Origin of the sequence: Rhodococcus sp. KB6 (assembly GCF_001445685.1) — a bacterium.
Lineage (GTDB): Bacteria > Actinomycetota > Actinomycetes > Mycobacteriales > Mycobacteriaceae > Rhodococcus_F > Rhodococcus_F qingshengii.
Genome location: NZ_LNAK01000163.1, coordinates 208628 through 228591 on the forward strand (window position 1 = coordinate 208628; position 19964 = coordinate 228591).

Annotated in this window: 25 protein-coding genes; 11 read left to right on the forward strand and 14 right to left on the reverse strand. The window is 62.3% G+C overall.

Translation table 11 applies throughout. From position 1 onward, the window contains the following. Positions 1-18: 18 nt before the first annotated feature. Positions 19-540, forward strand: coding sequence for a hypothetical protein (locus tag ASU23_RS31920; RefSeq protein WP_054186672.1), 522 nt, complete (start codon positions 19-21; stop codon positions 538-540). A gap of 48 nt (positions 541-588) precedes the next feature. On the opposite strand, the gene ASU23_RS31925 is transcribed toward ASU23_RS31920, so the two are convergent. Further along, positions 589-1275 carry a GntR family transcriptional regulator gene (locus tag ASU23_RS31925; protein ID WP_058039441.1) on the reverse strand — a complete coding sequence of 229 codons (687 nt, stop codon included), beginning with the start codon at positions 1273-1275 and terminating at the stop codon, positions 589-591. 128 nt (positions 1276-1403) lie between these two features. Here ASU23_RS31925 and ASU23_RS31930 point away from each other — a divergent pair, with 128 nt between their 5' ends. The 3 genes from ASU23_RS31930 to ASU23_RS31940 are packed head-to-tail and all read left to right on the forward strand — an operon-like array spanning position 1404 to position 4322. Next, positions 1404-2324: a sulfurtransferase gene (locus ASU23_RS31930; RefSeq protein WP_082661509.1), complete on the forward strand. Its 921-nt coding sequence runs from the start codon at positions 1404-1406 to the stop codon at positions 2322-2324. A 43-nt stretch (positions 2325-2367) separates the two neighbouring features. After that, positions 2368-3213 carry a hydroxyethylthiazole kinase gene (thiM, locus tag ASU23_RS31935; protein ID WP_058039442.1) on the forward strand — a complete coding sequence of 282 codons (846 nt, stop codon included), beginning with the start codon at positions 2368-2370 and terminating at the stop codon, positions 3211-3213. Continuing rightward, positions 3213-4322 (forward strand): LLM class flavin-dependent oxidoreductase, encoded by a 1110-nt coding sequence (locus tag ASU23_RS31940; protein ID WP_058039443.1) that lies wholly within the window; start codon positions 3213-3215, stop codon positions 4320-4322. Before thiM ends, ASU23_RS31940 begins: the two co-directional genes overlap by 1 nt. Here ASU23_RS31940 and ASU23_RS31945 read toward each other — a convergent pair. After that, complete coding sequence (locus ASU23_RS31945) at positions 4315-4665, reverse strand: inorganic pyrophosphatase (protein ID WP_047270827.1); 351 nt, start codon at positions 4663-4665, stop codon at positions 4315-4317. The two genes, ASU23_RS31940 and ASU23_RS31945, sit on opposite strands and share 8 nt — an antisense overlap. Positions 4666-4667: 2 nt before the next feature. Then, entirely contained in the window at positions 4668-5447 is a 780-nt protein-coding gene (locus tag ASU23_RS31950; RefSeq protein WP_207624275.1) for an AraC family transcriptional regulator, read from the reverse strand. A gap of 56 nt (positions 5448-5503) precedes the next feature. Between ASU23_RS31950 and ASU23_RS31955 the strand changes: the two genes are divergently transcribed. Next, positions 5504-5896, forward strand: a complete 393-nt coding sequence (locus tag ASU23_RS31955; RefSeq protein WP_058039444.1) for a VOC family protein — start codon at positions 5504-5506, stop codon at positions 5894-5896. A 72-nt stretch (positions 5897-5968) separates the two neighbouring features. Here ASU23_RS31955 and ASU23_RS31960 read toward each other — a convergent pair whose 3' ends face one another. From ASU23_RS31960 to ASU23_RS31980, 5 genes are all read right to left on the reverse strand, one after another. Continuing rightward, positions 5969-7012: an alpha/beta hydrolase family protein gene (locus ASU23_RS31960; protein WP_172827113.1), complete on the reverse strand. Its 1044-nt coding sequence runs from the start codon at positions 7010-7012 to the stop codon at positions 5969-5971. A gap of 151 nt (positions 7013-7163) precedes the next feature. After that, on the reverse strand, positions 7164-7502 hold the full coding sequence (locus ASU23_RS31965; RefSeq protein WP_007735437.1) for a DUF3349 domain-containing protein: 339 nt from the start codon (positions 7500-7502) through the stop codon (positions 7164-7166). An 11-nt stretch (positions 7503-7513) separates the two neighbouring features. Then, positions 7514-7846, reverse strand: coding sequence for a DUF3349 domain-containing protein (locus tag ASU23_RS31970; protein WP_037129727.1), 333 nt, complete (start codon positions 7844-7846; stop codon positions 7514-7516). Positions 7847-7874: 28 nt separating this feature from the next. After that, positions 7875-8156 carry a hypothetical protein gene (locus ASU23_RS31975; RefSeq protein ID WP_003941641.1) on the reverse strand — a complete coding sequence of 94 codons (282 nt, stop codon included), beginning with the start codon at positions 8154-8156 and terminating at the stop codon, positions 7875-7877. Between the two features lie 14 nt (positions 8157-8170). Next, a complete protein-coding gene (locus ASU23_RS31980; protein ID WP_047270833.1) occupies positions 8171-9358 on the reverse strand; it encodes an inorganic phosphate transporter in 1188 nt (395 codons plus the stop codon). Between the two features lie 187 nt (positions 9359-9545). Here ASU23_RS31980 and ASU23_RS31985 point away from each other — a divergent pair, with 187 nt between their 5' ends. The 3 genes from ASU23_RS31985 to ASU23_RS31995 all read left to right on the forward strand — a co-directional run bounded on the left by ASU23_RS31985 (position 9546) and on the right by ASU23_RS31995 (position 11134). Then, on the forward strand, positions 9546-9941 hold the full coding sequence (locus tag ASU23_RS31985) for a PPOX class F420-dependent oxidoreductase (protein WP_245361458.1): 396 nt from the start codon (positions 9546-9548) through the stop codon (positions 9939-9941). A gap of 96 nt (positions 9942-10037) precedes the next feature. Continuing rightward, positions 10038-10496: a DUF5994 family protein gene (locus tag ASU23_RS31990; RefSeq protein WP_058039445.1), complete on the forward strand. Its 459-nt coding sequence runs from the start codon at positions 10038-10040 to the stop codon at positions 10494-10496. A 320-nt stretch (positions 10497-10816) separates the two neighbouring features. Further along, a complete protein-coding gene (locus tag ASU23_RS31995) occupies positions 10817-11134 on the forward strand; it encodes a hypothetical protein (protein ID WP_234551555.1) in 318 nt (105 codons plus the stop codon). A gap of 41 nt (positions 11135-11175) precedes the next feature. Here the strand turns inward: ASU23_RS31995 and ASU23_RS32000 are convergent, their stop codons facing one another. After that, on the reverse strand, positions 11176-12117 hold the full coding sequence (locus ASU23_RS32000) for an alpha/beta fold hydrolase (RefSeq protein WP_058039508.1): 942 nt from the start codon (positions 12115-12117) through the stop codon (positions 11176-11178). Positions 12118-12227: 110 nt separating this feature from the next. On the opposite strand from ASU23_RS32000, the gene ASU23_RS32005 reads away from it, so the two are divergent. Together ASU23_RS32005 and ASU23_RS35035 are read left to right on the forward strand one after the other, a co-directional pair. Next, positions 12228-13193 carry a YafY family protein gene (locus ASU23_RS32005; protein WP_058039446.1) on the forward strand — a complete coding sequence of 322 codons (966 nt, stop codon included), beginning with the start codon at positions 12228-12230 and terminating at the stop codon, positions 13191-13193. 527 nt (positions 13194-13720) lie between these two features. Beyond that, positions 13721-13936: a YdeI family protein gene (locus ASU23_RS35035; RefSeq protein ID WP_301336410.1), complete on the forward strand. Its 216-nt coding sequence runs from the start codon at positions 13721-13723 to the stop codon at positions 13934-13936. A 143-nt stretch (positions 13937-14079) separates the two neighbouring features. Here ASU23_RS35035 and glnA read toward each other — a convergent pair whose 3' ends face one another. After that, a complete protein-coding gene (gene glnA / locus ASU23_RS32015; protein WP_003941609.1) occupies positions 14080-15516 on the reverse strand; it encodes a type I glutamate--ammonia ligase in 1437 nt (478 codons plus the stop codon). A gap of 213 nt (positions 15517-15729) precedes the next feature. On the opposite strand from glnA, the gene ASU23_RS32020 reads away from it, so the two are divergent. After that, positions 15730-16203 carry an RDD family protein gene (locus ASU23_RS32020; RefSeq protein ID WP_003941579.1) on the forward strand — a complete coding sequence of 158 codons (474 nt, stop codon included), beginning with the start codon at positions 15730-15732 and terminating at the stop codon, positions 16201-16203. Positions 16204-16276: 73 nt separating this feature from the next. Here the strand turns inward: ASU23_RS32020 and ASU23_RS32025 are convergent, their stop codons facing one another. From ASU23_RS32025 to ASU23_RS32040, 4 genes are all read right to left on the reverse strand, one after another. After that, on the reverse strand, positions 16277-17032 hold the full coding sequence (locus tag ASU23_RS32025) for a DUF4191 domain-containing protein (protein ID WP_003941625.1): 756 nt from the start codon (positions 17030-17032) through the stop codon (positions 16277-16279). A 76-nt stretch (positions 17033-17108) separates the two neighbouring features. Next, positions 17109-18119: a lipoyl synthase gene (lipA, locus tag ASU23_RS32030; protein ID WP_003941610.1), complete on the reverse strand. Its 1011-nt coding sequence runs from the start codon at positions 18117-18119 to the stop codon at positions 17109-17111. Positions 18120-18170: 51 nt separating this feature from the next. Then, positions 18171-18932: a lipoyl(octanoyl) transferase LipB gene (lipB, locus tag ASU23_RS32035; RefSeq protein ID WP_058039447.1), complete on the reverse strand. Its 762-nt coding sequence runs from the start codon at positions 18930-18932 to the stop codon at positions 18171-18173. Positions 18933-18961: 29 nt separating this feature from the next. Next, a complete protein-coding gene (locus ASU23_RS32040; RefSeq protein WP_003941584.1) occupies positions 18962-19849 on the reverse strand; it encodes a TIGR01777 family oxidoreductase in 888 nt (295 codons plus the stop codon). Between the last annotated feature and the right edge of the window lie 115 nt (positions 19850-19964).

A 19964-nucleotide genomic window follows, 5' to 3' on the forward strand; every position in this document is an offset into this window, starting at 1 on the left:
TCGGCAAGGACGCCCATCATGACCACCACGCTCACCGTGACCGATCACGGGACGACGCTCGACTTCACGTACGAGGACGCCCTCCGCTATCACGGTCCGCAGGCCCCGGGCGGCGTGGCGCATGCCTACAAGGTTCTCGAGCGCGCTCTCGGTGTGCTCGGCGGGGAAGGCTCCGTCGAGCGTCGCGAGCTGGTCGTCACCACCGCACACGGCGGACCAGGAGTGCGCGATTCGTTCGAGTTGGTCACGCGCGCGGTGACCGAAGGGCGGTACACCGTTGACAGTTCCTTGGCCAGGCGTGAACGTGGAAACACGCTCGCGCTGTACGTATTTCGGATCACCTATCGCGGCGCGAGCGTCACGCTGACTGTTCGGGAGGGGTTCGTCGTCGACGAGTTCATCACTCTGTCCCGTAAGTCCGACCGGACGGCCGAAGACGAGTCACGGCTGACAGAGCTCAAGCAGGAGATGGCGGATCGAGTGATGTCGAGCCCGGCCGAGAGCGTGTACGACGTCGAGACCGGCACGCTCCCCGTCTGAGCGACGGCGGCGCAGGCGTCGGCGTGCAGAAATCTGGGCTGTCTGAAGTCAGCGGCTGGCGAACATCCTTATTCGTTGGTCGCGGCTGCGCTCGAGATGGTTGCGCATGTGACCACGTGCGGACGATTCGTCCCGGGCGCGGATGGCGTTCAGGATCTCTTGATGCTCCGAATTGAGCAGGTCAGGTTCGCCGTAGTTCGACGGCGGGCCGCTGTCGTAGATTCGCAGTTGGGTGGTGAGGCGGATCAGCAATGAGGTGATCGTGGAATTGTGGGCGGCCTGCCAGAGGGCCTCGTGAAACTTGAAGTTTCCGGCACGAACCTCGGTGCCTTCTGTTGCAGTGCAGCAGAACTCGTGCAATCCGTCCAGGCGGGCAAGGTCGAGATCGCTGTGGCGGAGTGCGGCGGCGCCGGCGGCTTCCGATTCGAGGGCAACCCGCGCTGCGTAGATTTCGATGACGTCTTCGGGAGTGCCGGAGCGGACACGAAAACCGCGGGCGGCTCGTTCGAGTAGACCGTCGTGCGCGAGCCAGTTGAGTGCCTCGCGGATCGGGGTACGCGATGCGCCGTACGATTCGCACAATTGAGTCTCGTGCAGCGGAGCGCCCTGGGGGAACTTGCCGGCCAGGATGTCGGCTCGCAGGCGCAGGTACTGCCGCGAGGTCTGATCGGACCGGCCGAGCGCAGCCTCCGGCACCAGCAGATCGGTGGTGCTCGTATCGGCGTCGAGATCCATGTGTCCTCATTCCTGTGCATGCAAGTAGAGCGCGTTCGATTATGCCATCGGCGACGAGTGAGTACTTGCGTATACGCTAGTACTCATTTAGGTTCGTGCTTGTTCGTTTCCGAGGGAGAGGGTCTGAAGTGGCTGGAGAGACCGCGTCGCCGCTGGTGAGTGCTGCTGAACTCGACGCGATGCTGCGCGAGGGAGGCGTCGCTGTGCTCGACGCGACGGTTCATTTTCCTCCCGCGCGATTCGACGGCGACTATCGCCCGGAGTCCGGGTACGACGGCTGGGTTTCCTCGCACATCCCGGGTTCCCGACACGTCGACCTCATGGACGTCTTTTCCGAAAGGGAAGCGGCGCTGCATTTCACACGCCCGTCAACGGAGCAGTTGATGTCCGATCTCCAATCCAGTGGTATCGAACCGGGTGCGACAATCGTGATCTACGACCAGGGTTCGACCACCTGGGCATCACGGCTCTGGTGGGTGTTTCGCAACGCCGGCATCGAAGCAAGGGTCCTCGACGGTGGCCTCGCCGAATGGACTCGATGCGGCTTCGCCCTCGCGAGCGGCGACGACGTCACCCACACGTCGGCGTCGAAGCGTTGGAGTGTGACGGACCTTGGCCTGTGGGTCGATCTACCTCGCGTTGCCTCACTGTCCTCAGGAGAAGAAGCCGGAACGCTGGTGTGCGCTCTCGCGCCTGAGCAGTACGAGGGAACGGAGAAGACGAGATACTCGCGACGCGGACACATTCCGTCAAGCGTGAATCTGTCCGCGAAGAGTCTCCTCGACACCGACTCCAGGATGCTTCCAGTCGAGGAAGTGTTGTCGAAATCTGCTGACGTTCTACCAACCGCCGCCGACCCTGTCGTGATCTATTGCGGCGGTGGAGTTTCGGCGTGCCTGACAGCACTTGCGCTGATCCGCGGCGGTTATGAGGACGTCAAGGTCTACGACGGCTCGTTGGAGGAATGGACTGCAGATCCGGTTTTGCCGATGGTTGTCGGCGGTGAGCCCGGCGGCGCGCTTGCGGATGTTCGATGTCCGCGGTCCTGAATCGCCGCAGTCCTCAATTACCTCCCGTCCTGAAGGAATTCTCATGTCTGACACTGTCTCTGTCGAAACCGTCGCGTCGGCGATCGACGCACTCCGCGATCAGGTACCGCTCGTCCAGTCGCTGACCAACATCGTTTCTGCGAACTTCTTGACCAATGTTCTGCTCGCTGCCGGCGCAAGCAACGCTCACATCGACAACGTTCACGAAGCCGGTGGGTTCGCTGCCGTCGCCGGGGGAGTGCTCGTCAACCTCGGGACGCCGGACGACGGGACTGCCGAAGCCTTCCTGATAGCAGCAGAAGCGGCGCGAACTGCGGGTACGCCATGGGTTTTGGATCCCGTCGGTGTCGGTGGACTGCCCTGGCGGAGCGGTATCGCTGTGGACTTGTTGCGCTTTCACCCCAACGCCATCCGAGGGAACGCGTCGGAGATCATCGCGCTTGCGGGACTCGGCGGTGACACCCGCGGCGTCGACAGTGCCTCCGCGTCCGCCGACGCAGTGCCCGCCGCTCTGTCACTCTTGAAGCATGCCGATGCCGTGTCGGCATCCGGACCGGTCGACTACATCGTCGGCCGCGATGCGGGCGGTGACACCCGGGGCGTCCGAGTCTCCGGCGGCAGCGCTCAGTTGCCGCGCGTGACCAGTACCGGTTGCTCTCTGGGAGGCCTGGTCGCTGCCTACCTCGCCGTGACGCCGACCGCGCTGGACGGATTGGTTGCCGCGCATACGCATGTTGCCGTGGCATCGGAGATCGCCGAGGAAAATGCCTCAGGTCCTGGTTCTTTCGCGGTCGCGTACCTCGACGCGCTCTACAACGTGAATGCGGACACCATCCGCTCACGTGCCCGAATCGAATCGTTCGACCTGCCGGCTGGAGTGCAGAACTGATGGGCATCAAGACATTCTGGTATCTCACCCAGGCCGACGGGGACTACCCGTGGAGCCCCGGTGGGCTGTTCCCCGTGGACGGGGCCAGGCAGATCGAGCTCGCGAAGACCATCGACGACGGCGGATTCGAAGGTGCGCTTGTTGCCACCTGGCCGAACGATCCGTTCATCTCGGCGACGTGGGCGGCAGCGCACACCACGCGCATGAAGTTCCTCGTCGCTGTCTACGCGAACATGACGCCGGCGCGACTGCTGGCGGAGAAGGCATTGACTTTCGACGCCTTCAGCGGCGGCCGACTGTTGATCAACTCGGTCAACGGACGCGAGAACATCCTGACCAAGTACGACATGAACGTGCCCCACGACGAGCGTTACGAGTTGGGGGAGCAGTACTGGGCGAACTTCCGCCGCATCTACGCCGAAGGCACGGAGTCGAACTTTCCCAACACACCACTGCGTATCGATGCGCCCGCTGGGCATCAGGTTCAGCTGTGGGGTACCGGTGATTCGCCTGCAGGCCTGGCGAATTCAGGCAAGGTGCTCGACACCTACTTGGCGATGCTGCGCGAGACTTCGTTCATCGAAGACAAATTCTCTGCCGCACGGGCGGCGGCGGAGGCAGCCGGGCGCGAGTTCACCGACTTCGGTGCGCTCACCGGTGTGATCGTTCGCCCCACCAAGGCGCAGGCGCACGACCGGTTCCGTTCGTTGTTCGAGAAGACGGGCGTCGAGCAGATCGCTCATGTCTTGGACAACGCAGTGCGTCGTCGTACTCAGGGGAAGCAAGACCTCAAGACCTTCACCGCCCGCGACGCTCAGCGACAGGGTTGGGCGGACAAGATTGCCTCCGGCCGACTTCCGGAACCGGAGGAGTTGTACGTCGGTGACGGGCTGTACGCGGGTATCACGGCGTGGTCACCCCTCGACATCTTCGGCACCGGGTCATCGGCCGTGTACTACGTCGGCGATCCGGATTCGATCACGGACTCGGTACGCACGCTTCGCAGCCGAACCGGTTTGACTGCACTGATCCTGGCAGGTTGGCCTCTGATCGAGGAAGCGAAGTGGGTTGCGGAGCATCTTGTTCCGCGATTCGACGAACTCAGCTGACGGCGCGCCGCAAGACAGTGGCACCGAGACCTAGAACGTCGCGGAGAAATGCTGTGGCAGTGTCGATTTCAGACGCAGTACATTCGAGAAGGATCTTGACTTCCACGTCCTTCTTGACGATGTCGGCAACAACGGCCACGGCGACAACACCGTTGCCGACGGCCGAGCCTCGGAACAGATCGATCCCGTCGCCGTCCGCGCTGACCGTGCCGTCGAGATAGCCGTAGTCGAGCGGATAGATCGCATCGGGGTACCGCGGGTGTGCCGACCCTCGGGGGCGATCGATCACGACAGCTGACGTGGCAGCCAGGTGATCGAGGGCGGCGAACAGTTCTTCACTCATCGTTACCGGTGCTCGCGCAGTAGCTGAGTCGGTGTCAGGCCTGCCAGTGCACGCGTATCGCGTGCGAGGTGGGCTTGGTCGGCGTAGCCGGCGCGACCGGCCAGCGACGACAGCGTGAGATTTGCGCCGCGGCTGAGAGTCAACACGTCCTGCATTCGTTGCACCTTCTGAATCAGTTTGGGGGACAGCCCGACCGCCGATGTGATCGATCGTCTGAAATGACGTTCGGAAACACCGAGGTCTGCAGCAATCTCTCGTATCGGCGTGGAAGGGGAGGAGATGAGCGCGGAGTAACCACGCTCGATTCCGTGGTCGGGTTCCAGTCCGCGCCACAACTGGCCCAGTAGGTGAGCGTCGACTGCCTCGTGGCTCAGGGCGTCGGCAAGTACCCGCGCTTGTCTGGAAGTGAGGATGTCGTCGAAGGCGATCTTCGAATCCTGCACCGCGTCGGCAGCTGTGCCGAGCAGGCTCCGCAGAGCCGGTGGATTGATCCGGATGCCCCACATGGTTGTACCGGCGGCGACCGAAACCAGATCGGCACCGGTGGCAGGTCCGACGAGCCACGACTTTCCGGTGCTGTCGACGATGAAGTCGGCGCAGAGATCGGGAAGAATCCGCTTTGCTTCCGTGGGCGTATGGGCTTCGCTGGTGCTTTTCCACGTGCAACTGAAGAGGCCGGCCGAACCGGTGATCCGAGTCTCGACATAGGTGTGGCCGTTTTGTTCAAGACTCGACGCTACCGTCCGACTACCGTCGAGAGCGAGGGTGTCAGTGCCGGTCATCAGATCATCGTCACACACTCGCCGATCACTTCTCGACCCGAAACAGGAGAAATACCGTGTCCGTCTCTCCGAGACTCGATCTCGTCGGAATCGTCACCAACGATCTCGCGCGTTCCCTCGCGTTCTACCGAACCCTCGGGCTCGACATTCCGGAAACACCCGCTGACGCTCCGCATGTGGAGTTCACTTTCGACGGTGGGCTTCGGCTGGCCTGGGACGCGCTGTCCACCATCGCGAGCTTCGATCCGGACTTCGCTGTCGGGGAAGGTCGACACCCCGTCGCTTTGGCCTTCGATTTCGGGACTCCCGCCGCAGTAGACGAGGCGTATCAGCGCATGACAGCCGACTTCCCCGGGCACAAGGCGCCCTTCGCCGCCGTATGGGGGCAGCGTTACGCCGTTCTTCTCGATCCCGACGGCAATACCGTGGATCTCTTTGCCGCGCTCTGAATTCGAACGACGCAGGCCCCGAACGAATATCGGTCGGGGCCTGCGGTTGTCGGTGATCGAGTCGTTGTCAGTTCACCAAGCGTTCAGGGTGTCGAGGATCTGGCCTCGGGCCTTCCACAGTTCTGCACCCCAGTACGGCCACGAATGAGTGCCGTTGGCCGGGAAGCTGTACGTTGCCGGAATTCCCAGGGAGTTCATGCGCAGTTGGAATGCCCGTGAGTTCATCAAGGCAAGGGCCTCGAGCCCGATGGCACTACCGGTATTCACGAAGTCGACGGGCCGACGCGGTTGATCGAACTGCCCGGGCAGGCCGCTCGCAGCGGATATGTACAGCGAGAGCCCAGCCAGTTCGGGTGCAAACACGAAGGGATCGTTGCGGAGCCAAGCGGGGTTCCACGGCGGTCCCCACATTGCATCGACATTGAAGGACCCGGCGCTGACCATGGCCACCCGGATCGCCTCACGCATGCCTGGAGCTGAGATGTTGAGGTATCCCGAGAGCGAACCGGCGAACTTGAACTGATCGCGGTGGTAGGCGGCTAGCGTCAGTGCCGCGCTGCCACCCATGGACAGTCCGAGCACGCCGTTGTTGGTTCGGGAGACGCCGCGCGATTCCAGATAGGCGGGAAGTTCCTGGGTGAGGAAGGTTTCCCATTTGTACGTGACCGGCTGGCGATTCAAATTGCTGTTCGCATACCAGTCGGAGTAAAAGCTGGACTGCCCGCCGACCGGCATGACCAGGGTGACGTTGTCGCCGCGATACTGCTCGAGAGCGTTGGTCTCGAAACTCCATGCGTTTCGGTCGTCGCGTGCTCGTAGGCCATCGAGAAGATAGAGCGCCGCGTTGCCGCCGCGCGAAGCCCACTGGATCTGAACCTTGATCGGTCCCATCGACGAGTCGACGAACACTTCCTCGTAGCCACCGGCCGGGGCGGTACGCGCGGGCGCTGCGGTCGCTACCGATCCGCTGATCAGGCCTGCGGTCAGGGGGAGTGCGAGTGCTGTCGCTGCGAGGCCCAGGATCCGACGCTTGATTCGTTTCGAAATACGGTTTCTCGAAAGATCCGGGTTCGAAATATCTGGGTTCTTCGCCAAATCTGTGTGAGCCTCGTGCATGTATCACTCCCGCCCCAAAGGTGCTTGCACACCGAAATCCGACCGAGCCCCCCGAGGCGCGGAATTCCTTATGACACTAAGTGGTCTGTATTGACCTCGACGGCACCGTTACCGGTTCGTTATCAAACTGGTCCGATTTACCGTAATGCCGTCAGGCGTCGTCGACCGGAGGTTGTGCCACGATTTGCCAACCTCCACGAATCAGGTGTTCACGTACCCGAGCGACGTCCGATTCGTGCGGAATATCGTCGGTGACCTTGGTGATGAGGACGCCGATGTCGATCGGATCGACCGAACCGGGAAAGTCGATCGGATCGACCGGAAGCGGAAAGCCGGCGACGAGATCGTCAGCAAGAACGGCGATCTCGTCGTCGGACAGTTGTCGCCGGAGCAGGGCCATCAAAGGGACGTAGTCCTGCTCCGGCACACCGTTCGGATACCCGGCACGCAGCCAGCCGAGTATCGAAGCCAGAAGTGGTGGAAGACTCAACGAATCGAGCTTCAGTGGTTGTCGAGATCGGCGAGGGGCCACCCGGCGGCAGCAAGGACGGAGGCAACGCGCGCGATGTCCTCGTCCGAGGGAGTCTGGCTCGTCAGATCGGCGATCTGAGCGCTGATCTCGTCGCTCGAGATCACCTGGTCGCTGTTGACGTCGCTCAGTTCTGCGAGTGCAGCGCCGATGGCAATGTCTCGAATTTGCGCGTCCGAGAGTTTGCGTCGTAGCAATGCGACCAGCGGAATGCGGTCCTTGGGCGGTATGCCTTCGGGGTAGCCGGCGCGAAGCCAGTCAAGAATGGATTGAGGAAGGGATGGAGTCGGTGCAGTCACGGTGATGTCTTTCCGCTCGTGAGGGCGCACGGGATCAGAAGATCTCGATGCCGAATGTGTGGCTGAGGAAGCCCTGCATGATGAAGAGGATTCCGGTGACGATCGCGATGAGCACGACCGCGAAGCACACCACTGCGCCTGCCACGGCCAACGGACTGCGAGCCGCGACGGCAGTGCTCCCGCCGCCACTGCCACGTTGTCCGGCGTCGAGCGACTTCAGGCCGATTGCGAAGATCGCCGGTAGTCCGGCGCCCAGCAGGAGGCCGACCAGTACGACCTGCCAGAGCGAGTCGACGGTGTTTTTCAAGATATCCATGTCGATTCCCTCTTTCAGGCTTTGACGTCGGTGGTGACGCGGGCGTCCGGACCGGGGACCTCTGCAGGCACCAGGCCGCCGTCCCACTCGGCGTTGACGTTGCTCGGATCGATGGGCTCCTTGCGGGAGCGCAGGTACATCCAGCCGGCCAACGCGATGAGCACGGCGAAGACGACCAGGACACCGGGCAGGCCGCCGACGATGTCGGCCAGTCCCCAGCACAGAGCGCCGACGATTGCAGCGGACGGAAGAGTGATCAACCAGGCGACCGCCATACGTCCGGCTACGCCCCAACGAACTTCGGCGCCCTTGCGTCCCAGACCGGTTCCCATGATGGAACCCGTCGCCACATGGGTGGTGGAGAGCGGAAGGCCGAGGTGGCTGGAGGTGAGAATGATTGCAGCAGAGGATGCTTCGGCTGCCATGCCTTGTGGTGCGGCAATCTCGACAAGTCCCTTGCCGAGAGTGCGGATGACTCGCCAACCGCCGAGGTAGGTTCCGGCAGCGATCGCGAGCGCACAGGTGAGCTTGACCCAGAACGGCATGTCCGCGTCGGCGGAGATGGTTCCGTGGGCGACCAGGGCGAGGAAGATGACGCCCATGGTCTTCTGAGCGTCGTTGGTGCCGTGTGCGAGGGAAACGAGTGAAGCCGAACCGATCTGGCCGAGTCGGAAACCTTTGTCCTTGGTTTCTTCTCCGACGTTGGAGGTGATGCGGTAGATGAGCCAGGTGCCGGCCGCGGCAACCAAGCCGGCCACGACGGGAGCGAGAACTGCGGGGATGACAACCTTGCTGAGGACGCCGCTCCAGGCGACACCGCTCATGCCGAGGGACGCGATGGCGGCGCCGATCAGGCCGCCGAACAGTGCGTGTGAGGAACTCGAGGGGATGCCGAGCAACCACGTTGCCAGGTTCCAGATGATGCCGCCGACAAGGCCGGCGAAGACGATGGTGAGCAGCGCTTGGCCACCCACATTTCCGAGGTTCACCACGCCCTTGGCCACGGTGGCAGCAACCTCTACCGAGAGGAAAGCTCCGACCAGGTTCAAGGAAGCAGACAGAGCGACTGCCACCTTGGGCTTGAGGGCGCCGGTTGCAATCGACGTGGCCATAGCGTTGCCAGTGTCATGAAAACCGTTGGTGAAGTCGAACCCCAGAGCGGTTACGACGACGACGAGGAGAACGATGAGTTCCGCATTCACGAGAAGTCATGTTCCAACACCTCCGGGCCTCAAATCGACCTCAGACGTGGTCGTTCCGCGACATTTCCACCACTCGGCACCTGTTGTTCACCTTCGTCCGGATAATTGTCCGTTTTGAAACTCCTGGGGTAGAGAAAATTCATTCGCGTGCATGGTCGTGGACGTTGTGGAGGCATACGCTCGTTTCATGTCCCTGGGCGAAGAGAAGACGATCTCGGTCACCACATTCCGTAAGAGCGGTGACGGCGTAGCCACGCCGACGTGGGTCGTGCCTCTGCCTGACGGACGTATCGGCTTCTGGACTTCCTCGAAGTCGGGTAAGGCCAAGCGTCTGCGGAACAACCCACGCGTCACCGTGGTGCCGTGCAACAACCGCGGAAAGGTTGCCGACGGTGCGTCGCCGGTCACCGGGACCGCTCAGTTGGTGAGCGGTGGAGCTGAATTCGACGAGATCCGCAGCAAAGTCAAAGCGAAATACGTTGTGATGGTGCCTATTTCGAAATTCTTCAACACCCTCGGTCACATCGGTAATGGTCCGTTCCCGTACGGCGACACTGGCGTGATCATTTCCGTCGATGCGTAGTCGGGATTGCGTAGCGGAGTAGTCTGAAGGTATGGAACCCACGACCGGGCACCTCTGCCTGACGGTTCCACGAATCCTCCGTCAAGGAGCCTCGTCATGGCGCACATCAGCACTCTCGACTATGCAATGGGAGCGCCGCAGCGCCATGTCGGGCAACCTTTCCCGTCGCCGACGCGGACTCCGCGATTCCTGCTTCGTGGGCAAGGTGCCGTCAAGGCATCGGTTGACGGCGCGTGGTTCCCGTGGACCACGAACGTCACGGCGGAGCTTCACGATCTGATATCCGCACTTTCACTGAGGTTGGGGCCGATCGCGCGGGTTGCGTTCGACTGGAACACGATCAGCAGCGCGCAGCGTCGTATCGACGAGGTCGACGGACTGGAAGTGCGGGGTCCGTACCCTGGCCAGCCCCACGATTTGATGTATCTCGACGATATCTATGGTCGTCAACTCGTTTTGATGATGATTCCGCCGTACACGGATCCGGACCGCGCGTGCGAGGTCATGCGGCGGTTGGTGGATCCTGTCCGCAGCGAAACCTATCGGGTGCAGTGAGATCTTTCTGACGTGCGGGGGTCGAATCTCGCGATTCCTGAACATGCGTCCAGTTTGTCTGCTTTAATGGTTCTCGTAACCACGATCTCAGGCGCATTCCCTCAGGTCAGCGCTTGGGCGCGGCAGCTTGACTCCCTGCCGTGTCGTCGGTCGGGCATGTCCACCACCCTCCCACTGTGCGTGAGCGCCGGACCAGAGGAAGCCCCGCCCTCCCCACGGGGGTGGGGCTTCTACTCTGTTCGGGCTGAGCGGCGTTCGCATCGCCGAATCCGCCCGCTTGTTCGGCAGTTCGGGACGCCCTGGCCCGTAGCATCGCCACCGTGAACATTTCCCTACTCGGTGCGGCTGGGCTTCAGGACTGCGCCGACAGTGGAATGGACTGCATGGACGGATTCGAAGCATTCTTTCTTCTGTACGGCGGCGGATTCATTCTCGCCTTGATTTGGCTTTCCCTGTGTCTTGTCGGAACGGCCGATGTGGTTTCTGTGTCCGGGCGAGTCGGTGTGTGGCGCGCTGTCGCCTTCTCTGTCGGGATTTGGCTTGTGCCCATCGTCGGGTTGAGTGCATGGTTTGTTTACCGACGCTCTCGCCAAATCTCGAAGAAGGTCGGTCCGGATCAAGCCCCCTACTGGACTTGAATGAGACTGACATTTCACTGAGACCGCACCTAGCCTTGAAACTATGTGGCATCCTGCCGTTCCAGCCAGTTCAAGATCGCTTGGTTGGTCTCTTCGGGTCTTTCTTGTTGGATCCAGTGACCGCAATCGAGATTGACTACTTCCACATTGGGCACGAACTCTGTCAGGTTCTCAGCTCTCGCGATCGCGTCACGGTCGCCGTAGATCATGAGTGTGGGCTGTTGGATGATCGGGTCCACCTCCGCCAGCAGATGCCAGTTGCGGTCAAGGTTCCTGTACCAGTTCACACTGCCCGTGAATCCTGTCAATTCGAAGGCGGAGACGAAAACGGCCAATTCTCTATCGCTCATCAGGGGCTCACCGAGTGGTGTCTCTGCTTTGGCGAGATCGATCAGCGCCATACCCGGCTGAGGTTCCCTGAGGGGTTCGTTCTTCCGGTACAGGTTGCGGAGGAACCGGAAGGTGTTGTCTTCGAACACCGCGTCCGCGACGCCCGGCTGTCGATTGAAATGGACGAAGTAGAAATCACCGCCAAGCACGGCTTCCATGAACTCAATCCACGGCTGCTCTCCGCGATCCTGGTAGGGCAGGCTCAGGTTGATCACTTTGTTTACCCGGTCCGGGTGCAACAGGGTAAGGCCCCACACGACAAAGGCACCCCAATCGTGACCGACAAAGGTGGCATCGTCGTAGCCGTAGTGATCGAGAAGTGCGATGAGATCACCCGCCAAATGTTCGATGTCATAGTCCGTCACTTCGGTCGGACGTGACGAACTGCCGTAGCCGCGTTGGTTCGGGACGATGACGTGGTAGCCCGCCTCGACAAGGGCGGGCACCTGGTATCGCCAGGAATAGGCGTGCTCTGGCCATCCGTGACACAACACGATGGGTTTCCCGGCATTGTGTCGCCCTGCTTCGAAGACTTCGAGTTCCACGCCGTTCACTGGGATGAGGACGGGCCTGGGGAAGTCGGATGGATTCACGGATGCTCCTTTGAGTCGAGTACCGATCTCGTGTCTGGATCGACCGGTTGCTCCGACGATAGGGAGCATCGTGGACACATAAAGTCCTAGATCGCTGGCAATCTGAAGAAATGCGGAACGATCCCACAGGCCGAGCACTGCAACTGCTCTCGCTCCTTCAGACTCATCGCTTCTGGCACTGTGCCGAACTTGCCGCACGACTCGATGTCACGCAGCGGACGGTGCGCCGCGACATCGATCGCCTACGCGACCTCGGCTATCCGGTCGATTCCACGTCCGGAAAATACGGGGGCTACCGACTTGCAACGGGGGCGCACGTGCCGCCCCTGATCCTCGACGATGACGAGTCCGTGGCGGTAGCCGTCGGACTGCGCTACGCCGCCGAGGCCGCCATCGGAGGCATCGAAGAAACGGCGCTGCGCGCGCTGACGAAGATCGAAACACTCCTGCCCCATCGACTACGCCGACGTGTGTCGGCACTGCATTCGAGCGTCAGTTCCATGCGGCGGGCAAATGACGACATCGTCGATCCCGAAGCACTCAGTGTGCTCGCTGCGGCATGTCGTGACCACGAGCACGTTCGTTTCGACTATCGGCGAGGTGATGGCGAGAGCAGCAGACGGCTCGTCGAGCCGCACCGCCTTGTCACGGCGGGGCGTCGTTGGTATCTCGTAGCATGGGACCACCATCGTTCGGATTGGCGAACATTTCGACTGGACCGGCTCTCGGAGCCCTGGCTGGCAGGCAGTCATTTCACGCCACGCGAGATCCCGGGCGGTGACGCGGCAGGCTTCGTCGCGAGATCAGTCGGCTCGCCACCCCGTCACCACGATGCAAAACTCGCCATCGAAGCTACGTTCGCCGACCTCGAGGGCGTACTCAGATGGATTGACCACACACCGATCGAGGTGGCAGCGGACCGCTGCCTTGTCGAGATCCGCAGCGAAGATCTCGGCAGGCTCGCCATGACGGTTGCGCGCATTGCGCTCACCGCCCCAGTGGTCGTCATCGAACCAACCGAGCTTGCCGACACCGTCAGTCGGCTCGCCCTTCACCTCAGGGTCTCGCCACCATGACAGTCAGAAGAGGATTGCGCGACAAGACCATTCACGTCCAAGTTGCCGCGGGGACGTGTTCCCTGCGCAGGCCCCTCGTCTATCGAGACACGTATCCGATTCCCTCTAGGCTTGGAGAGTAAGTGACCGATTCGAAATCATCGCCGCCGGCTTCCGTCCACCCCCCGACGTGGAAGTTCGACTACCCGATCATCCACGCCGAGACTCGCGAACAGTGGCGAACCTGGTTGACGGACAATCACACGTCAGGCCGTGGAGTGTGGTTGTGCTCCTGGCGCACCACCACCAGCCGACCACGCTGCCCCTACCCTCAGGCCGTTGAGGAAGCGATCTGCTTTGGGTGGATCGATTCCACTAACACCATCTTCGACGAAGAGCGCAATTTGCAACTGTTCACACCGCGGAGACGCAAGAGTTCCTGGACCCGACTCAACCGCGAACGCGCAGCTGATATGGAGGCGCGTGGCCTCATGACCGCTGCTGGTCGTGGTGCCATTGCTGCCGCGAAATCCACTGGTTGATGGACGATTCTCGACCAAGTCGAAGACCTCGAGGAACCATCTGACTTGCAGGCGGCGCTGGACCTGGACACGCAAGCGCGAAGCAACTGGGACAGTTTTCCGCCCAGCGCCCGCAAACAGATGCTGTGGTGGATCGTCAGTGCCGCTCGAGACGCAACACGGGCAGGTCGAATCGCCCATATCGTCAACAATGCGGCCATCGGTCAACGTGCCCGCGGCTGATCCGCGATTCGACCGCGTCCGGTATGAAGGCCGGTCATCATCTGTCCGAGGGGTTTCCCTCGGACGAAACAAGTCCACCCGCCCCGCAGAAGCGGGACGGGTGGACTCGGTACTCGCAGGTCTGACTTACGTCAGGATGCGGATCACACGTCGTAGTAGAGCTCGAACTCGTACGGGTGCGGACGCAGGTTGACCGGAGCGATTTCCTGCTCACGCTTGAGCGAGATCCAGGTCTCGATCAGGTCGGTGGTGAAGACGCCACCCTCGGTCAGGTACTCGTGATCGGCTTCGAGGCGGTTGATGACCGTCTCGAGGCTGGTCGGAGCCTGCGGGATGTTGCGAGCCTCCTCCGGGGGAAGCTCGTAGAGGTCCTTGTCGACCGGAGCCATCGGCTCGATCTTGTTCTTGATGCCGTCCAGGCCGGCCATCATCTGTGCAGCGAAGTTGAGGTACGGGTTACCCGAGGAGTCGGGTGCGCGGAACTCGAGACGCTTTGCCTTCGGGTTGTTGCCCGTGATCGGGATACGGACAGCTGCCGAGCGGTTGCGCTGGCTGTACACGAGGTTGATGGGGGCTTCGTAGCCCGGCACCAGACGGTGGTACGAGTTGATCGTCGGGTTGGTGAAGGCCAACAGCGACGGAGCGTGGTGCAGGATGCCGCCGATGTAGTGGCGAGCCATGTCCGAGAGGCCTGCGTAGCCGGACTCGTCGTGGAAGAGGGGCTTGCCGTCCTTCCACAGGGACTGGTGGACGTGCATGCCCGAGCCGTTGTCACCGAAGAGCGGCTTCGGCATGAAGGTCGCGGACTTGCCGTGCTGCCAGCAGGTGTTCTTGACGATGTACTTGAACAACTGCAGGTCGTCAGCAGCTGCGAGCAGCGTGTTGAACTTGTAGTTGATCTCCTGCTGTCCGCCGGTGCCGACCTCGTGGTGGCCGCGCTCGAGCTCGAAGCCCGCGTTGGTCAGGTTGGTGGAGATTTCGTCGCGCAGGTCCACGTAGTGGTCGTACGGAGCGACGGGGAAGTAGCCACCCTTGGCGCGAACCTTGTAGCCGAGGTTCGGGGAGCCGTCGGCGTTGGTCTCTGCGCCGGTGTTCCAGGAACCGGAGATGGAATCCAATTCGTAGAAAGCGGAGTTCATGCCGGAGTCGTAGCGAACCGAGTCGAAGATGTAGAACTCGGCCTCGGCGCCGAAGAATGCGGTGTCCGCGATGCCGGTGCTGACCAAGTACTCCTCGGCCTTGCGGGCAACGTTGCGCGGGTCGCGGCTGTAGGACTCACGGGTGAACGGGTCGTGCACGAAGAAGTTGATGTTGAGGGTCTTCGCCTTGCGGAAGGGGTCGATCTGCGCCGTGGTGACGTCGGGAAGCAACATCATGTCGGACTCGTGGATCGACTGGAATCCGCGGACCGAAGATCCGTCGAATGCGAGGCCGTCCTCGAACACGTCCTGGTTGAAAGCAGACGCCGGGATCGAGAAGTGCTGCTGGACGCCGGGCAGGTCGCTGAACCGAATGTCGACGTACTCGATGTTCTCGTCCGCGATGTACTTGATGACCTCTTCGGCCGTGGTGAACGCCACGCTTGTGCTCCTTAAGTCGCTTCAGCCAGGTGATGTCGGTTGAATCCGTCGAGGCAGACGGTAGGGAGCTGGTGTTGCCCGCTCGTCAACCCTTTGTTTCGGCAGTGTTACGCGTCGCAGCATCCTGGGGATTTCCGAAGTCCATGTGACCGGCCACACAGTTAAAACCCGGCAAATCTGGACTACGGTGCTGCGACGCCTATCCTGGACAGCATGGCACGTATCACCGGAACTTGGCTCTCTGGGCCGCAAGCAGCTTTGCCGAAGAGCGCGGACGGCCGTGAGCAGTCGTACCGTGGCGAGCTCCTCGGTTTCCCTCAGGAGGGTCCGGGTTCGCTGGTCGGTTCGGGCCGTCGTATCGCGGCACTGTTGGTGGATTGGGTGATGGCTGTGGGAGTGGCCTCGCTCATCACCGGTGACTTCTTCGACGGTATGACCTCGACTGTCACTCTGATGGTGTGGTTCGCCGTCGGTGTCGTCACGGTGGCTCTGTTCAACTTCACCCCTGGGCAGTTCGTCCTCGGACTTCAGGTTGCGCGAATCGAAGGCCCGATCCGAGTGGGCTTCGTGCGCGCGCTCGGGCGTCAGGCGCTGCTTGTGTTCGTCATTCCCGCGACCATCACCGACATCGACGGTCGCGGTATGCAGGACCGCGCGACCGGCACTTTGCTCGTGAAATCGCGCTGACACAAATTTCTCGAAGTAAAGAAAGACCCGGGTCCGTGTGGGCCCGGGTCTTTCGTTTTGCTGTGGGGGAGTGTCAGCGACGACGAATGGTTCGCTGCATTCCCTTCATCTTCGCGCCTCCGGGCATCGGGCCCTTGGGAAGCGCTGCTCCGCCGCCGCGTGCGCTCAGTGCAGCGAGGCGACCTTCGATGTTGTCCATGCGCTTGGTGTCGATGTTGCGGGGCAACTTGTTCAAGTAGCGCTGGAGCTGCGAGAGCGGAACCTGGCCCTCGTCGTTTCCGATGATGATGTCGTAGATCGGGGTGTCGCCGATGAGGCGGGCAGTCTTCTTCTTCTCCTGCGCGAGGAGGCCCTTGACGCGTTGCGGCGAACCCTCGGCGACGAGGATGACACCCGGCCGTCCGACGACGCGGTGAACGGCATCGAGCTGGGTGGTGCCGGCGACGGCATTCGTGACGCGCCACGCGCCCTGCATGTTGTCGAGCGCCCACGCAGCGGCACCGGCCTGGCCTTCAGCCTTCTTGTACACCGATTTCTGGACGCGGCGACCGAAGATGATGAAGGCGCCGAGGAGACCGAGAACGATGCCGATCGGCAGCAGGAACCACTGAAGTCCCCAGATGAGACCGACCAGGAAGAAGACCAGAGCAGCACCGACGAGGGTGCCGATCATCAGCGGCAGGAGGAGCTTGTCGTCCTTGCGCTGCATCTGGAATGCCTGCCAGAGCTGAGTTCTACGTTCCTTGGAAGCCTGCTTGCGGGCAGCCTTCGCTGCAGCCTTTGCCTCTTTGGTGGGTTTGCCCTTACCGGATTTGCTGCCGTTCGCCATGTACCCAGGATACGTCCATTGCTGTGCGCCTTTACTAACCGCCCGCGGTTAATAAAGGCGCACAGCAAAAAGTGGATCAGCGATTCAGGCGCGCCATGAGTGAGCTGGCTTCCTGGGAAGCGTCGCCGCCCTCGGTCAGATGACGCTGCGCCTCGGGAAGTTCGCGGCCGTGATGTGCCATGGCCTGCGCATACAGGCGGCCGGCGCGGTACGACGAGCGAACCAACGGACCGGCCATGACGCCGGCGAAGCCCATCTCTTCTGCAGCCTTCGAGTGTGCGACGAACTCCTCGGGCTTGACCCACCGCTCGACGGGGTGGTGCCGGGGCGAGGGGCGCAGGTACTGGGTGATGGTGAGGATGTCGCAACCGGCGGCGTGGAGATCTGCCATCGCCTCGGTGACCTCTTCAGGGGTTTCGCCCATGCCGAGGATCAGGTTGGACTTGGTGACCAGTCCGTAGTCGCGTGCTGCGGTGATGACGTCGAGGCTGCGCTGGTACCGGAATGCCGGACGGATCCGCTTGAAGATGCGGGGGACGGTCTCGAGGTTGTGTGCGAGTACCTCGGGGCGTGAGGCGAAGACCTCGTCGAGCAGTTCGGGCTTGCCGTTGAAGTCCGGAACCAGGTTCTCGACGCCGGTGCCCGGGTTGAGTTCGTGGATCTTGCGGACGGTCTCGGCGTAGAGCCAGGCGCCGCCGTCGGGGAGGTCGTCGCGGGCGACGCCGGTGATCGTGGAGTACCGAAGGCCCATGGCCTGAACGCTTTCCGCGACGCGACGGGGCTCGTCGCGGTCGAGGGCTTCGGGCTTGCCGGTGTCGATCTGGCAGAAGTCGCAGCGGCGTGTGCACTGCTCACCGCCGATCAGGAACGTGGCTTCGCGGTCTTCCCAGCACTCGTAGATGTTGGGGCAGCCCGCTTCCTCGCAGACGGTGTGCAAACCTTCACGCTTGACCAGGCCCTTGAGCTCCGTGTACTCGGGGCCCATCTTTGCTCGGGTCTTGATCCAGTTGGGTTTGCGTTCGATGGGCGTCTCCGCGTTTCGGATCTCGAGACGGAGCAGCTTACGTCCTTCTGGGGCGATAGTCACGACAGTGATCCTACGCCCGGTGATTACTGCAACGGGGTTCGGGCGAGCCCGTCAGCTGTACTGAACGGTAGTAAAAGTCGGAGTAGGCGAGGCGCTTTCGAAGGTGACGCGCTCGACGTTCCGTTCGGTGACGGGCATGGTTCCGTCGAGAGCAGCGATCACTGCCTCGGTCACAGCGGGAGTGACTTCGTCCACGGTGACGTCGCGACCGAGTTCATGCGACAGCGTCGTGACCCCGGCGTCACGGATGCCGCAGGGAATGATGTTGTCGAATCCGGTCAGGACCGAATTGCAGTTCAGGGAGAAGCCGTGCAGTGCCACGCCCCGTTGGACGCGCACGCCGATGGCAGAAACCTTGCGCTCGGGCTTCCATTGCTCGTTTGCGAGTTCGGCAGGCAGCCAGACGCCGGAGCGGCCTTCGATGCGCCCGCAGTTCAGGCCGAGGTCCGTGCACACCGTGATCAGTGCTTCCTCGATGCGTCGGACATACCGCACCACGTCGATGGGCTCGGCCAGTTTCACGATCGGATATCCCACCAGCTGGCCGGGGCCGTGCCAGGTGATCTTCCCGCCGCGGTCGACGTCGATGACAGGCGTGCCGTCGACGGGACGATCTTCGGGTTCCGTGCGTCGTCCTGCCGTGTACACCGGCGGGTGTTCGAGGAGCAGTAGCGTGTCCGGTCCGATGTCGTCCGCCCGCGCAGCCGCGAGCTCACGCTGGCGGTCCCACGCGGCGTTGTAGTCGATCGAACCGAGTTGCTCGACGGCGATCGGCAGTTTCGAGAACCGGGCGGAAACGGCAGCGCTGCTCATGGACGTAGAGATTACGCCCGACTTCGGAATCAACCGAGTGCGGCCGCCAGCGCTTCGCCGATCGTGTTGTGGCGGAAAGAGAATCCCGCCTTTTCCAAAGCTGCGGGAATGGCGCGCTGGCCACCGAGGATGCCGCTCTTGGCGAATTCTCCGATCAACGCTTCGAGTGCGAACCCGGGAACGATCCAGGGAGCCGGGCGGTGGACCGCACGGGACATGGCGTCATTGAACTGGGCATTGGTGACAGGGGCCGGACCGGTCAGGTTGACGGGACCGGAGAGTTCGGAATTCGTGAGCGCGAACTTGATCGCGTCGCACTCGTCCTCGAGTGAGATCCACGGAAAGTACTGGCGACCGTTGCCCAGTCGCCCGCCGAGGCCGAACGAATAAAGGCGCCGAAGCCGACCGAGCATGCCCCCATGAGGTGAAATCACGACGCCGGACCGCAGATTGACGACGCGGGCGCCCGCCGCACGCGCCGGTTCGGTGGCAAGTTCCCAATCGCGACACGTCGTGGCGAGAAAGTCTGTGCCTGCCGGCGAATCCTCGTCGACGATCTTGTCGCCGGTGTCGCCGTAATAGCCGACGGCGCTCGCGTTGGCGAGGACGGGAACCTTCTGACTCGCGACCGCTTCGGCCAAGACGTCGGTCGCGACGATGCGGCTGTCACGGATCGCTTGCTTGTAGGAACCCGACCACCGTTTGTCGCCGATGCCGACGCCGCAGAGGTTCACGACGGCGTCGGCGCCCTGCAGGACGGAGAGGTCCAGACGGTCGTGGTCCGGGTCCCAACGCGATTCGTCGGGGCCGGCGGTCGAGCGTCGCACCAGACGCACCACGTCGTGGTTGTCGGAGCGCAACGATGACACCAAGGCCGTTCCGATCAAACCGGACGAGCCGGCGATGACTACTCGCATTCGGAAAGCCTCCTTCGATTCAGCGTGCTTCGATATCCGAACGTATATCTCCGACCGTACTGAAAAAGCCGGGGCGCCACCTCCTGATGGAGATGACGCCCCGGCCGGCCGAGCA